General features: G+C 66.5%; 13 protein-coding genes. 6 read left to right on the top strand and 7 right to left on the bottom strand.

Going from position 1 to position 13,425, the window contains the following annotated elements; all coding sequences use genetic code 11:
• On the top strand, positions 1-413 hold a 413-nt coding region (locus VN461_18045), incomplete at its 5' end, for a hypothetical protein (protein HXB56676.1).
• A gap of 23 nt (positions 414-436) precedes the next feature.
• Here VN461_18045 and VN461_18040 read toward each other — a convergent pair.
• The 3 genes from VN461_18040 to VN461_18030 form a co-directional block, all read right to left on the bottom strand.
• Complete coding sequence (locus tag VN461_18040) at positions 437-2,635, bottom strand: VWA domain-containing protein (protein HXB56675.1); 2,199 nt, start codon at positions 2,633-2,635, stop codon at positions 437-439.
• 234 nt (positions 2,636-2,869) lie between these two features.
• Positions 2,870-3,877, bottom strand: coding sequence for a sigma-54 dependent transcriptional regulator (locus VN461_18035; GenBank protein HXB56674.1), 1,008 nt, complete (start codon positions 3,875-3,877; stop codon positions 2,870-2,872).
• Between the two features lie 528 nt (positions 3,878-4,405).
• Entirely contained in the window at positions 4,406-6,109 is a 1,704-nt protein-coding gene (locus VN461_18030) for an ABC transporter substrate-binding protein (protein ID HXB56673.1), read from the bottom strand.
• A gap of 379 nt (positions 6,110-6,488) precedes the next feature.
• Between VN461_18030 and VN461_18025 the strand changes: the two genes are divergently transcribed.
• The gene (locus tag VN461_18025) at positions 6,489-7,133 is read left to right on the top strand and encodes a hypothetical protein (protein HXB56672.1); all 645 of its coding nucleotides are present in this window, start codon (positions 6,489-6,491) and stop codon (positions 7,131-7,133) included.
• A complete protein-coding gene (locus tag VN461_18020) occupies positions 7,130-7,780 on the top strand; it encodes a hypothetical protein (protein ID HXB56671.1) in 651 nt (216 codons plus the stop codon). Before VN461_18025 ends, VN461_18020 begins: the two co-directional genes overlap by 4 nt.
• 27 nt (positions 7,781-7,807) lie before the next feature.
• Here the strand turns inward: VN461_18020 and VN461_18015 are convergent, their stop codons facing one another.
• The 4 genes from VN461_18015 to VN461_18000 form a co-directional block, all read right to left on the bottom strand.
• Entirely contained in the window at positions 7,808-8,713 is a 906-nt protein-coding gene (locus VN461_18015; GenBank protein ID HXB56670.1) for a hypothetical protein, read from the bottom strand.
• Between the two features lie 14 nt (positions 8,714-8,727).
• Positions 8,728-9,345, bottom strand: coding sequence for a hypothetical protein (locus VN461_18010; protein ID HXB56669.1), 618 nt, complete (start codon positions 9,343-9,345; stop codon positions 8,728-8,730).
• 44 nt (positions 9,346-9,389) lie between these two features.
• Positions 9,390-9,998, bottom strand: a complete 609-nt coding sequence (locus VN461_18005) for a sigma-70 family RNA polymerase sigma factor (GenBank protein ID HXB56668.1) — start codon at positions 9,996-9,998, stop codon at positions 9,390-9,392.
• A gap of 86 nt (positions 9,999-10,084) precedes the next feature.
• Positions 10,085-10,846 (bottom strand): hypothetical protein, encoded by a 762-nt coding sequence (locus VN461_18000; protein HXB56667.1) that lies wholly within the window; start codon positions 10,844-10,846, stop codon positions 10,085-10,087.
• Between the two features lie 580 nt (positions 10,847-11,426).
• Here VN461_18000 and VN461_17995 point away from each other — a divergent pair.
• From VN461_17995 to VN461_17985, 3 genes are all read left to right on the top strand, one after another.
• Positions 11,427-12,179, top strand: coding sequence for a hypothetical protein (locus tag VN461_17995; GenBank protein HXB56666.1), 753 nt, complete (start codon positions 11,427-11,429; stop codon positions 12,177-12,179).
• A 119-nt stretch (positions 12,180-12,298) separates the two neighbouring features.
• The gene (locus VN461_17990; protein HXB56665.1) at positions 12,299-12,547 is read left to right on the top strand and encodes a hypothetical protein; all 249 of its coding nucleotides are present in this window, start codon (positions 12,299-12,301) and stop codon (positions 12,545-12,547) included.
• A 338-nt stretch (positions 12,548-12,885) separates the two neighbouring features.
• Positions 12,886-13,419: a response regulator gene (locus VN461_17985; protein ID HXB56664.1), complete on the top strand. Its 534-nt coding sequence runs from the start codon at positions 12,886-12,888 to the stop codon at positions 13,417-13,419.
• The last annotated feature ends 6 nt before the right edge of the window (positions 13,420-13,425 follow it).

The following is a 13,425-nucleotide window of genomic DNA, read 5'->3' as shown; positions in this document are numbered from 1 at the left end:
CGGGGTTGGGGTTGGAATCGCCCGCCGCCAGTGGGCCCTGTACGGTGACGGAGCCGATCCGCGCGGAGCCGCCGCGGGATCCAAACGCGGACCCTTTCGGTACCGGGCCTTGGTACGTGAATGCTGATCAAAGCGTTTGGGCCGGAGCCGATGCCCCCCACATGGTGGCGGGCGAGAAGGGCAACAAGGTGCTCTGGATCCGGCCTCAGGGCACGCAACTCGTGGTCTCGGGGCGCCGACTCGACGGAGAGGCGTCAGCGCTGAAGGCCAGGATTCCCTGTTGTTATCCAACCGGGTTCCAGGCCAGCGGGCTGACGTTCCCCAGCGGGGGCTGCTGGGAGATTTCCGCGAAGGCCGGCACCAGTGCGTTGACCTTCGTCACGCGTGTGGGACCCGACCCCCTTGGTCGCTGAAGTGCTCGTGGCCTAGGCCCCCTTCAGTCCACCGTGAAGTCGATGTTACGGGAGGCCGTCGCATTGGCCTTGCGGTCGACGACGACGATGCGCAGCGCGTAGAGGCCGGGGGCCAGGCTGTCCAGACTCATCCCGTTGGCTTGGGTGATGGAGGCGCCGTCCTTGACCAACTGCGTGGCTGGCTGAGGCTTCGAAGCGGCCACAACCTTCGACTGCGACCAGATCTGGGCCTGAATCACGGCGTCGCAGGCTCCCTGGTCGTCAACCGCGGGGTTATAGACGTAGAACTGAAAGTACAGCCCGTCCGTCCGCTTGAAGCGGCGCAGCGCATGCACGTCCCGGGTTGTGAGGCCGCCAGTCGCGGGCTTCGAGGCGAGACTCCCCCCGCTTGTGGGGGACGACATCAGGAAGATGCCGCTCAGCGCGAGCTTCCGGTCTGCCAGGTTGGGAATCTCGACCCACTGCGTTGCCCCGCCCACGGTCTGCCCGTCGGGGTCCTGGGCCACGACCCGGATCTGATAACGGCCCGCCTCGAGGGGAACCTGCTGTTGAAAGTCGATGCCTTCCACTTTGGCCCGCTCGTACTCGGCTTGGCTCAGGTCCAGTTCTCGGCGGGCCCGGAAAGGCGTCCCGACGGGATTGCCGTCTGCATTGTAGGCGCCGCCCACGATGTAGAGGGCGGCGCGGAGGCGCCCATCTCCCCTCCGCCACGTGAGCCCGCCGACATCGACGTGGGCGCGGACGACCGCATGCGGCCCGAGGGTAGGAAGAGCGAGGAAGTCGGCGGCTATGCTGAGCTTGGTACTGGTGGGGATGGCCTGGCCAAGAACCGCCAGGCTGTCGGATTCGGTGAGGCCACGCGGGGGGGCGCCCGCCACCTTCCCTTCCTGTGGCGCGTAGTAGCCCTTGCGCGTCCGAACCACGAGTTGAGGGCGGTGCGGCAGGCGCAGCTCGATCCTGTGGAAGTGCCCGTCGCGCTTCTGGTTGACTGGCTCGTAAGCCAAAAGATAATAAGCCTCGTTGTCCGCGAGCATCCGGCGCATGCCCGCCGTGAGGTCGTTTGTCCCGCGCACGAGGAAACCTCCGGTATCGTTCGCCACTGTCTGAAGAGTCGTGCGCATGAGCGCGCCGCCCTGATGGGCGACGATCGCCTGAAGACCCGCCGATGACGTCTGGCGCTCGTGGCTGGCATCCCGCATATCCGTGGCAAGACCATGGGCATCGAGCGCGTAGACGACGGCACCGGAGCGGGTAGCCGCGTCGATGATTCGCTGCAGCTCTTGGGTGCGCTCCTCGGTCGTGCCGGCTCCTACCAGAAACCCCTCCGAAACCAGGAGGCAGAGCTTGCGTCCGGGTAGCGAGGCGAGGCCGCGTAAGATGTCGTCGACCCTGCTCAACGACACGGTCGAGAAGCGCAGTGCCTCCATCAGGATCCCTCGGGCCTGCGACGAAGCCTCCACCGCAGCTTGTTGCTCGCCCTTGTCCGGGCTGACGCTCCGAGGGTTGGCCCCCGACCCGGTTCCGACTTGCCCTCGGGGCGTCCCTCGGGGGTCGTTGTAGACGCTGCTTGGATCTTCAACCATCATCTTCGCGGCGAGGAGCAGAGCGTTGCGGTCCCCGCGTAGGATCAGCTCCGCCTGCTCCGGCGTCATCTGCGAGTCCTTCCCCGGCGCGGTCGCGCGCGGGTTGAGAGCCAGGGCGTTGATCGCTTGCTTCAGAGTGGCGCGTTCCTGCGTGAGGGCCTGGACGCCGCCCGGAGAGCTGGTCGTGATGAGGGCGACGTTGTCGTTGGGACGGAGGAACTCATCGGCGACTCGTCGGAGTGCCTCCTTGACGGATTCCAGACTGCCCGGCGAGATGTGCAGGTCGTCGACGAGAATCGCGATCTGGCGACCGGCTTGCGGGGCCGCCTCCTCTTCAGGGGCGGCTGCAGGGGCGGTTGCGCCCTTCTCCGGGGGCTCCGCGGTGGCCTTGGCCTCCGTGGCCCCGTCTTTGCCGACAAATGCGAAGTGCGTGAGCCGCTGGGGCTTGCCATCGTCACGCAGCTCGAAGTCCTCTCGGGAGAGGTCCCGGATCGGGTTCCCATTGGTATCAGTGACGACGGCGTCCAGCCGGACGATCTCAGCCTTGGCGCCCGGAACCGCCTCCTGCGAAAGCGCCGAACCATGGCCCCCTGCTGCGATCACCGCGCAGAGAGCGACAACGGCCTTACGCGTGCCCATCTTCTTACCTCCCCCGGCGGACCAGGCGCCCCGTCTCGGAGTCTCACCCTCTCTAGCGTTGGACGATTCTCTTGTCCATTCGGACACCCCCGGTCTGCCTTGTCAAGGGCGTCTGCCGAACTGAGTCAGTTCCACCTGCGTCAGGGGCGGTCTACTGGAATCTGGACTCTGGGCAAGGGGGCTGACAACGCCGAACCCGACGAGGACCTGGTTTGATCGATCTGATTTGAGAACTTAAGACTGGGCTCCGCTGGCGTGGGCCCGCGGCCCCGCCTTGCGGACGAACAACGGGACCTGTTTGCGCAGGTAGTAGGCCAGATTGCGGCGATCGATGCCGAGAAGCCTTGCCGCCTCCTTGCGCACGCCTCCGGCGCGACGCAGGGCCTCGAGAAGCAGATCACGTTCCAGCCGGCCGAGGGCACCGCGCAGGTTGAGATCCCCATCGAGACCGGGGGCGCCGGGGGTCCCACCGACGGCGAAGTCGACGGCCCCGAGACCCCCGTCCTCGTCCAGGATGAGGGCACGCTCGATCAAGTTCTTGAGTTCGCGCACATTGCCGGGCCAGGAATGGGCGCGGAGACGCGCCAGGGTCTCGGAGCCGATGGCGGGCCTCGCCTTGCCTAGCCGGGCCGCGGTCCTCTCCGCGAACCTCCGCGTTAGCAGCTCGATGTCCTCCGGGCGTTCCCTGAGAGGGGGCAGGGCAATCCGCACCACGTTGAGCCGGTGATAGAGGTCCGGCCGGAAGCGTCCCTCCGCGACCTCTCTCTGCAGATCGCTGTTGGTGGAAGCGGCTATCCGCACGTCGACTCTGCGGGGCCGGTCGTCGCCCAGAGGCTCGAACTCCCCGCTCTCGATTACGTGCAGAAGCTTGGCCTGGTTGGCCGCGGGCATGGCCGCGACCTCGTCGAGGAGGAGAGTGCCGCCGTCCGCCAGTTGGAACCGGCCCGCGCGGTGAGTGGGGGCGCCCGCCAAGGAGCCCTTCCGGTGGCCAAAGAATTCGCTCTCCCACATTTCGAGGGGGACGGCTGCGCAGTTGACAAGGACAAAGGGTCCGGAGGCGCGCGCGCTGCGACGGTGAAGGAGCCGCGCCAGCAGCTCCTTGCCCGTGCCTGACTCGCCCAGCAGCAGCACGGGGGCGTCGACGGGGGCCGCGGACTCGACCATGGCCACGACCCGCCGCCAAGCCGGGCTCTCTCCCCAAGGATCTTCCGCCTCGTCGCGGGCAGTCCGGAGGCGGCGCATCTTTCGGCGTGGGGAGCGCGCGCTGCCTGCCGTTCGGAACGCCACTGCCGGATGCTCGTGGTCAGCTAGCCTCGGGTCGCACTCGGCCAGAGTCTCCCCGGTTGAGGCTAGCGTCAGATCCCGAGCTCCGCCATTTACTGCGTACGCCATCTTCGGTATGAGACCCTCTGGCTTAGCCACCGAGACCCTCCTCCTTGACCTTCTACCCACGCCTCCGGGACGCGGCGCGGCCGAGTGCCACTCCGAATCAGAAGGAGAGCACACCGCACACGCTGATTCCTACAGCAACCGATGTGCCACTCGATATTCTGGGGGTTAGCGGCGGCGACCGGCGGGGGTAAAGTATTGTCGGGTGGCGTGTTACTGAGGGGAATGCACCAAGGTGCGACTTTCAGGCTATCGTCGTGTATCGGACACTTGTGCACGACGAAGAAGAGAAAGCGACGTTGATGGCGGATTATGTACTTGGCAAACCAACCCGAGAGCGACCGCCGATGCAGGGGCAGGCGCCGACGGCACGCGCGACACTCAGCGAGGCTGGACCTCGACCAGCACGGGGAGGGCGTCCGTTCCCCCCGGGGGGGGGCCGACACCGGGCACCGCGCTCGCAAACGGCCGGAACCGCGTCGGGAACCCACTTAGGTGAGTAGTGTTGAACACCCCCCAGAGCGGGCTCGCAAAGAGGGGCAGGCTCGGGGCGTTCATGATGAAGAGCCTCTGCATCGCAATAGCCAACGGGCGCTGCTCTTTTTCGTCGGAGAGGGCCTCGAACCGTCTAACGAGCTGCGTCGCGTCGTCGCTAGCAAAGCGATTGAAGTTTGCCTCGGCTCTTTCACCCACGGGCCGCACCAATGATCCATCCATCACGTCGCGGTAGAACTGACACGGGTCGGGGCCCCGGCTTCCAAAGCCCATGCTAAGCGCAAATCGGCCCCGCCGCAGCGCGTCGTCCCACGCATTGTAGTCGAGCGCCTTGACGGAGACGGCGACGCCGATTTCGGCGAGGTTCTGCCCAATTATCTCGGCCGCCGCCACCCAGTCCGTCCAGCCTTTCACGACGTTGAGCTCGTAGCGCAGGGGACCCGAGGGGCCCAAGCGGATCTGGCCGCTGCCCCGAGCCAGGCCGGCCGCGTCCAGGAGCTGGTTCGCCCGCCCCACGTCGCGGATAGTCCAACGGTTGCCGGCCAGCAGGCCGGCATCCTTCCAATTGCGCTGCGAATCGGCCAGACCCGTCGTGTCGGCCGCGGCCACATAGTTGTTCAGTGCCTCCTTGACGATTCTGGGGCGGTCCAGGGCCATGCTCAGCGCCATACGGACGTTCCGGTCGTCGAGGGGCTTCTGCTGCGTGTTCAGGTAGAGGAGAACCATCGGTCCGAAGTCCGGGAACCAATACTGGCGATGGGCGGGGTCGGCGGCGACCCAAGACTTCTCGACATCGGGCAGGAAGAGCGAAGCCCAGTCTAGCACACCGGCCTGGAGCGCCCGGAAGACGTCGTCGTTGCTGCGGTAGAGCGGGACCCGGAGGAGCTCGACCGCAGGCTTGCCGGCTTGCCAATACTTAGGGTTCCGACCCAGCTCGTATAGCATCGGCTCGAACCGCTTGACCTCGGTGAACGGGCCGGTGCCGACGGGGGCAGGATCGTCGAAGGCCGCGGGGTCGGCGATGTCCTTCCACTTGTGCTCGGACACGATGGCGCACTGCCCTATGGAGGCGAGACCTGGCGTGAATGGACGCTTCAGGGTGAACTCGACCGTATCTCGGCTGATGGCCGACACCGAGGAGAGGAAGGTCCAGATCCCTTGCCGGTCCAGAGCGGGCACTCGGCGCATGAGCTCGAAAGTGAACGTGACGTCGCGGGCCGCGAACGCCACACCATCCGACCACAGGACCCCGGGGCGGATGGCAAAGCGCAGCTTGAGGTTGTCGGGGCTCCAGGCGTAGCTCGTGGCCAACCAGGAGAGGTAGCGGCCGGTGGCCCGGTTGTAGACAAGGAGTGGCTCGTATACGCCGGCTGAGGCGGGCCAAAGGAACTCTGCATCGCCCCGGAACGGGTTGAAAGACCTCTTCCAGGGATTTTGTCGCGGCCCCGGGGATGCGGTCAGAACAGCGGTCTTGCCAGCTGGCGACGGTGACGGAGCCTCAGCAGCGACGTAGAGGGCCGAGATCAGCCCCGCAATCGCGACGCTGAAGACTCTGACAGAGCCGAGACGTGAGTCTGCCGCGACGGTCATGGCCCATGGTATCGCTTGCACGCGCCAAATGTCGCTGCGTCAGCGTGCTGTTGAAGACACCCCGGATCAGTCGCCGCTTCAGTCACGCGTCGGTTTCCCGAAAAAGGAGGACCATCGGCCTTAGGATCGAGCGTCGATTGACACTGTGCTCCGCACCTTCCCGATAGACAGGGACGGCGATCCTCGGGGCCTTGCGCCTGCGTCCTTTGGCGCCCTAGCGGAAGGGGCAGTCCCTATGCCAGGGTGAACGGCAGCGGCTAGGACGTACCCTTTCCCCGCTTCGCGCCCTATGATAGCCAGCGTGAAGAGCCTCGGAAGGGAGTCCTCGCGCCGTCTGATCGGTGGACAGGACGTGGGCGTTCCAGCCCCGAGATCCGTTGTGCCCGGAGCTCACAATGCCCAGTACGTATTGGCCCTGCTCATCGCCGTCTCGTCGGCCGCGGCCGCCCCGGGGCCGTCACCTCCGCCCTCGGCACCAGCGCAGACGGAAGCCGACGAGTACACCCGTTACGAGCTGCTCGAGCCCGGCACGGGCCGCTTCCGCATCCGCTACGAGGTGACGGCAACCACATCGGGGGCCACGCGGTTCTTCAACCCGATCCGCAAGGGCAGCGTGGCTACGGACGAGGCGGTGAGCGATCGCCTTACGGGCCGCCCTCTGCGCTTTGCAGTCGTAAGCGGGCGCGAGGCAGGCGCCGGCGGCGTCTCCGAGGCCGACCCCAGCGATCAATACATCGCGGTCCAGCTCCCGCGCCCGGTACCGCCCGAGGGCGGGGTGCGTCTCCTCATCGAGAAGACCTACCAGGATGTGAAGAGCTACTTCGTCGAAGCGGACCACATCGTGTTCTCGCGCCCGCTCGGCATCAAGCGCAACGCCGTGGCGCTGCCCGCCGGCTATGAGCTGATCGCCTGCAACGTGCCGGCCCAGGTGCTCACGGAGGCGGATGGGCGCGTTGTGGTCAGCTTCATCAACACTTTCCCCGGCCAGGCCGCGGTGGTACTCAAGGCGAGGAGGCTGCCGTGAGGCCGGGCCTCTCCCTGCGCATGCTCGCCGCGGGATGGGCGGTAGCCAACGCCGCATTCGCCCAGGAAGCGCCGACGAGGCTCCAGGAGCGCGCGCACCAGGATCGCGACATCGTCTACTTCCTCCGCGACCCCGAGACGCACTCTTTCGACCTCTACCACGACTACACCGAGGCCCGCGAAGGTACAGACCGCTACATCAACGTCGTCCGCAAGGGGAGCACGGTGTCGAACCCGGCGGCGCGGATCCTGGATACGGGTGAGCAGCTCAAGGCCGAGATCGTCAGGGGCAATGCCATCACGGCCGCCGGCCTCGACATCGGCGAGCCGGTCCGGCCCGATAGCGAGGTCGTGCTGGTACGCTTCACGCCCGTGGCACGAGGGGCTAGCGTGCGGCTGCGCATCAGCGAAACCTACGCCGATCCCGAGCGGTACCGGGTCGAAGGCGAGGAGTTGGTGTGGGACCGCAGCTTCGGCCGACCGCGGAATGCGGTCGTGCTGCCGGCGGGCTGGATCCTGACCGCCAGCTCCATCCCCGCTGTGGTGTCCGAGACGGCGGACGGTCGGATCCGCCTCGACTTCGTGAACCCGCGTCCGGATGAGATCGGCGTCCTCATCAAGGCACGCCGGCGCTCTCGCGCCCGCTAGCAACCTGCGGATGGGCTGAGCGCTCGATCAGGGGTGGGGTCGCGGGGGGGGCGGGGGAGGGGGAGGGTGGTGAGGCAAAACTTTCGGGCCCGCGCCGTGGGGGGCCCCGCCCTTGCCTCCCTTTCCGGCGGCAGAGGTGGACGATCCGGAAGCGGGCGAATTCGAGGAGTGTGACTCGCCGGAGGGATGGGAGGCGGAGGCGGCCTTCGTGCTCTCCTTCATGTCTTCGATCAAGTGCGACGGTTCCTTCCGGTCTCGAATCCCCTGGGCGAGAATCTGACGCACTTTCTCCTTCCCGACACCGAGGCGTTGAGCTTCGGTGTAGACGTCCACCAGCCCATCCAATTGTTCTCGCGTCCAGCCCGCTCCCGTGGCGGCGGCCAGAACATCCCGTGTGTCCGCGGGCGGAAACCCCCTCTGGGTGAGCCGGCCCATGACTTCGGCGGCCCGGGAGACGGCTTCGAGATCCCGCCGCGTCCTTGCCGCTGCCGGGACCACGGTGACGACATCCCCAGGTGTCACCCCCATCGAGAAGGAATCGGCGAGCCGCACGACGGAGCGGTCCCGATCGCGGACCGTGATCCCTTCCTTGGCGCAGCGCCGCGTCACCTCGTCCGCCCTCTCCAGGTCGGCAAGGCGATCGGTGAGGACGCCCAGGATGGCCGAAGGCTGGGCCCGTCGGGCGATCCCTTCGCGTATGCGGTTGACGAGAGTGGATGCGGGAAGCCCGTGACCGTCGGCGCGGTCGAGCATGGCCAGCGCGGCCTGCGCCTGGGAGGGCGTGAAACCCTGCGACTCGAGCCGGCCACGGATGTCGCTAGCGTCGAAGGAGGCATCGCCCCATGCCGGGCCGGACGCGACCAGGGTGAGGAGGACCATCCCGGCTCGGAGCCGGGCCAGGTCCAACAGGACGTCCCTCGCGATCAAGCCCATTCCTGTCCTGGCCCTCAGAGGGAAATGTCGAGTACCGAGTCGGCCCCGCCGTAGCCGCTGTCAAGCACGGTGGCGGCCTGCGGATCGGCCACCCACTTGTCACTGTCCACCACGAAGGCGTAGCGGTAACGACCGGGCGGAAGGGAGAGCCGCGTCTTCCACACTCCGTCCTCGCCCTTCCTCATAGCGACGGCATCCCAGCCGGTGAAATCCCCGACGATGGCGACACTACGCGCCTTCTCGCCCGCCAGCTTCAGCTCGACCTGGACGCTAGGGGCCTCGAGCGGGGCGCGGCCGCGGAAGATAAACACAGAGAAGACTACGAGGCCCACAGCCAGTGCGCTGACGGCGGCCGGCAGCCAGTAGAGAGCCGTCTTAGGGCGCTCGCGTAACCGACCCGGAGATCGAAGGGCGGCCAAACGCCGCAAGACGTTGTCTGAAAAGCCAACGGGGAGCGCCCTCTGGCCACGCAGCGTCTTGCCCGCCCACTCGAACAAGGCCACCCGCTCCGCACAAGCAGGGCAGCTACCGACGACCTGCTCCATTGCAACCGCCTCTTCGGGCGAGAGGCGGCCGTCTGCCTTCTTGTGAAGCCAACCCTCGATCGGGTGTCGACAGGGATTGCTGGCCATCGCGTATCCACCTCTTCGCGTTCATATACGGGGGGACCGGGGGTTTATTTCGCCCTCTTCTTAGCCCTTCTTAAGTTGCTGGCCTCGAGACTCTTGAGAAGGAGCCGCCGGGCTCGAAAGAGGCGAACCTCCACGGTGCCGAGCGGCAGCCCCAGAAGGGCGGCGATCTCCTCGTACGACAGTTCCTGCGACTGGCGCAAGACGAACACCTCCCGGTATTTGACAGGCAGGGACGCCACCGCCGTCTGGAGGCCTTCCTCGGCCTCCCGGGCGAGGAATGCCTGCTCCGGATCGGGCGATCGTTCGGACAGCTCCGGCTCCCGGCCCTCCTCTTCGCGCTCCCGAGGCGACGCTAACCACCGCGGCAACGATCGTCGGCGCAGATGGCTGCGACAGAGGTTGAGGGCGATCGTGTACAGCCAGGGGTGGAACCGCGAGCCGACCCGAAAGTCCCCTAGGCGCGCAAAGGCCTGAAGGAAAGCCTCCTGGGCCATATCCTCCGCATCCGCCGCGTTGCCTGTCATTCGGTAGGCCAGATTGAAGATGGAGCGGGAATACTTGTCGACGAGAGGGCGAAAGGCTTCATCGTCACCGGAGAGGACGGCTCGGATCGCCTCCAGGTCCTCCTCCTCCGCGGGAGGGAGATTCGCCATGGGTGAAGCTTACGAGGAACACGCACTCATGCAAGTCGTCGCCCAGGAGGCGGCGCTTAGGTGTCAGCCCCGAGGGCGTGAGGGATTCAGGGCTGCGGCCGCGTCCGGCTGAATGCGTAGCTGATGTTGGCGCTCGCGAGCAGGGTGGCGCCGTTCTGATCCAGGCTCGAGATGGTGCGTCCCGCCGCACCCGAGACGAACAGGGACGGGGAGACACGCACCGTGACCGACGCGGTCGCGTCCAGACGCGACCGGCTGAGCCCGTTCAGGTCGCTCGTCGCGGTCGTGCCCGTGGCGTGCATGTACGACAAGGCGCCAGTGAGAGTCACCCGCTGGGATAGCGCCCGTTCCAGCGCGCCTGCCAAGAAGACCGCGCCCCGCGAGAAGTACCCTGTAGTTGCGAATACCCGCGTGGGGCCTCGGGTGACCTGGACGCTCACCGGGAGGGCCCAGTTGACGCGCGAGAGCCCGAGAGTCGTGTCCGACACGGCCGCGTCGCTCAAGATCTCCAGCATGGGGGCCACGGCGAGGCCAACGGCATGCTGATTCGGGTCCACGAGCTTCACCTTGGCGGCGACGTACGTGTTGCCGAGGCCGCTCGCATTGTAGCCGTCGTTGTAGCTCGCCCAGTAGAAAGGCAAGCTGACGCTCAGTTGTAGCCGGCTCGAGACTCCGACCGCCGCGTTGACCACGGGCGCGTCCGTTTCCCCGCCGTCCAGCGATTCTGCGCGGCCGATCGACAAGCCGATCGTGGCCGCGCCCGGCGCGAGCGTTTCGGCGTCGTCGAGCCACGCGGCGAGGATGACGGCGCTGGTCGGGCTTCCGGTGCCACCCCCCACTGCGGGCACGGGCAGCTCGGTCCGTCCAGCAGTTCCTTGACCATGCCCCTTGGCGCCAGGAGGAAGGGGCGGGCGCTTGGAATGGGGGGGCGGCTTGGGCGGCTTTTGGGCGAGCGCCGTTGCCGGCACCAACACCACGCCGCAGAGAAGGGCGCGCGCAAAGCGCCTCGGAGTGTGCATTGTCCGTCACCTAGCATAGACCAGTGGGGACCACATCCGCCCAGCCTAGTGCGTGCCCAGCCAAGTCAGCCAAACCTGTCGAGCCTTACTGCCGAGACCGACGCGCTCGCAGGACTGGGTCCGAGCTTCGCGCCGGAAGGGTCCCGGAGTCGCTTTCCCGTGCGGACGTCCGAGCTGCTCCTCGATTGGTCCGGCTCCGATTATCCAAGCCGTGACGGCCCTTGGGCACCAGGCGGGCTTCCTTGAAGGCCCGCCGGGCTCGGAAGCGAGCGTCTACTGACCCAGGCGCTGGTGACGCCGATCACACATGTCGGGGAAACGAGACAAGCGGGCGAAATAAAGGCCCCGGTCGGACGTAAATGCCGCCATGAGCGAGAGTTCTGACCGTTACCCAAATTGGGAGGCAGGCATGAAGCGTTCTCAAGTTCTTCTCCCGGCTGTAGTTGCCGTTCTGGCCCTTACTCTTTCCGCCTGCGGCAGCAGCCCGACCTCGCCCTCAGGCACGAGCGCGGGCGTGAACCTGCACGGCCTGGCCATGGGCCAGAGCTCGGCGAGCGCCTCCTCCTCCGGCGCGTTCAAAGCGATGTCTACGGGTAGCGGCATCACCGTGACCGTGCAGGGGACCACCATCTCGACGACGATCTCCGGGAACGGCAGCTTCGAGCTGAATGGACTCCCGGCGGGCACCTTCACCCTCGTCTTCACCAGCAACGGCGTGACCCTCGGCACGGTCACGATCACAAGCGTACCGACCCAGGCGGAGATCAACCTCGTGGTTCAGATCACGACCACCGTCGTCATCATGGTCAAGGTCGAGATCAACGGCACCGACGAGACCGACAACGAGAACAACAACGGGACCAACGACGGGACCAAGACCTGCCTGATCGACGGCGGCACGGTGGGCTCGTCGATCGAGCTCGAGGGCTCCGTGAACTCGGCCTCGGGCAAGACGTTCAAGATGTCAGTCAATGGCAACCGGTCGAGCGGGCTCGTGAGCGTCGACGCCACGAGCGCGAGCTTTGACTGCGCGGGCATCAAGGGCACATGCGATGCGACGCTGCTCGTGGCGGGGGCCAAGGTGCACGTGAGCGGTACCCTGACGTCCTGCTCGCTGACCGCAGCCCAGGTGAAAGCGAACCAGGTCAAGTTCCAGCACTGAAGGCGGGACGATTGACAGCGCGCTTGCCGGCACCTCATCGCGCTAGCCGAAGCATCAACCCCCGTGAGGCCGCCGAGCCGAAAAGGCTCGGCGGCCAATCGGGGCTCAGGAGGGGTTTCATGCCCAGAGGGCGCTGGCAGCCTGTGTCGGCTTTGGTCGGCTACGGGAGCCGCACTCCCACCGCATTCTCTGCCGGCTCTTCTGGACTGACGACCGCCGGCAGCGCCAGTTTGATGTTGCAGGCAAGTTCCTTCAGCGAAGCCAAGGCCGTGCGGGTCATATTCTCGGAGGCGAGCGTCTACCTGAGCGGCCCTGGTCGCATCGCCATCGGTCTTCCCTCTCCCGACGGCCGGGCCCGGTCGCACTGACCCTGTAGAGAAGTTGCTAGCGAATTGGTGCCGCCACAAGCGGAGAACCGGAGATAGAGGTGGGAGAGATGACGGCGAAATGCCCACGTTGCAAGGGCATCATCACTGCAACCCCAGACGAAGAGCGCTTCCTCAATTGCCCGCAGTGCGGCGCTCGCCTCAGGGCCCCCGCGACCACGGAGACACCCATCGGCGGTCCGAGCCCCATGGCAATGGGCTCTTCCCCAGCTCCGGCGGCTCAATCCCCGGCCCCGAGCCCGGCGTTGAGTCCGGTCTGGGACTCGGAGGGGCTATTAGTCGAGCTGCGGGCGCTCGCAAGGGGACAAGAAGAAAGCCTTTTGATCCTACGCGAGGTCTTTGCGATGGTGAGCTCACGCTTTGCGCCACCGCAGTCGTCGGGACTCGCGTCGGGGAGAAGTGATCTCTCGAGCATGCCTGCTGAAGGAGGGCCTGGGGCCTCTGCCAGCCTCCAGCCGGTGCGCACCCGCCGTCGACGCAAGGCGGTGCTTCTCGTCGACGATGACGATGAGGCTCGTCGCGAAGCGGCCGCGGCATTTGAGTCCGCAAACGTGCCCGTACGAGCGGTGGCAGACGGCAGGGCCGCCATCGCGGCGATCACTGCGGAGAGACCCGACGTCATCGTGCTCGAGCTCGGGCTTCCAGACCCGATGTCGGGGCGGGACGTCATCAACGTGATCAAAGCCACGATGGAGTGGGTGGGCATCCCTATCGTGCTCTACACGGGGCTCCCCATCGAAAACCAGGAGGAGGCTCGTACCATCCATGGCGCTGACGACTTGGTTCCGAAGGGCTCCGGTGAGGTCGAGGCGCTGGTTGCGCGGGTGATCCAGATCTTTCAAAGGGAAGGCTGAAAGACC

Source organism: Vicinamibacteria bacterium (assembly GCA_035570235.1).
Lineage (GTDB): Bacteria > Acidobacteriota > Vicinamibacteria > Fen-336 > Fen-336 > DATMML01.
The sequence above is the reverse complement of the archived record's forward strand: the minus strand, read 5'-3'. Positions and strand labels throughout refer to the sequence as shown.

What these genes read in the sequence shown, in the direction of transcription:
- VN461_18040 (HXB56675.1), bottom strand. Translation starts at nt 2,635, where the DNA reads ATGGGCACGCGTAAGGCCGTTGTCGCTCTCTGCGCGGTGATCGCAGCA.
- VN461_18035 (HXB56674.1), bottom strand. Translation starts at nt 3,877, where the DNA reads ATGCGCCGCCTCCGGACTGCCCGCGACGAGGCGGAAGATCCTTGGGGA.
- VN461_18015 (HXB56670.1), bottom strand. Translation starts at nt 8,713, where the DNA reads ATGGGCTTGATCGCGAGGGACGTCCTGTTGGACCTGGCCCGGCTCCGA.
- VN461_18005 (HXB56668.1), bottom strand. Translation starts at nt 9,998, where the DNA reads ATGGCGAATCTCCCTCCCGCGGAGGAGGAGGACCTGGAGGCGATCCGA.
- VN461_17995 (HXB56666.1), top strand. Translation starts at nt 11,427, where the DNA reads ATGAAGCGTTCTCAAGTTCTTCTCCCGGCTGTAGTTGCCGTTCTGGCC.
- VN461_18010 (HXB56669.1), bottom strand. Translation starts at nt 9,345, where the DNA reads ATGGCCAGCAATCCCTGTCGACACCCGATCGAGGGTTGGCTTCACAAG.
- VN461_17990 (HXB56665.1), top strand. Translation starts at nt 12,299, where the DNA reads ATGCCCAGAGGGCGCTGGCAGCCTGTGTCGGCTTTGGTCGGCTACGGG.
- VN461_18030 (HXB56673.1), bottom strand. Translation starts at nt 6,109, where the DNA reads ATGACCGTCGCGGCAGACTCACGTCTCGGCTCTGTCAGAGTCTTCAGC.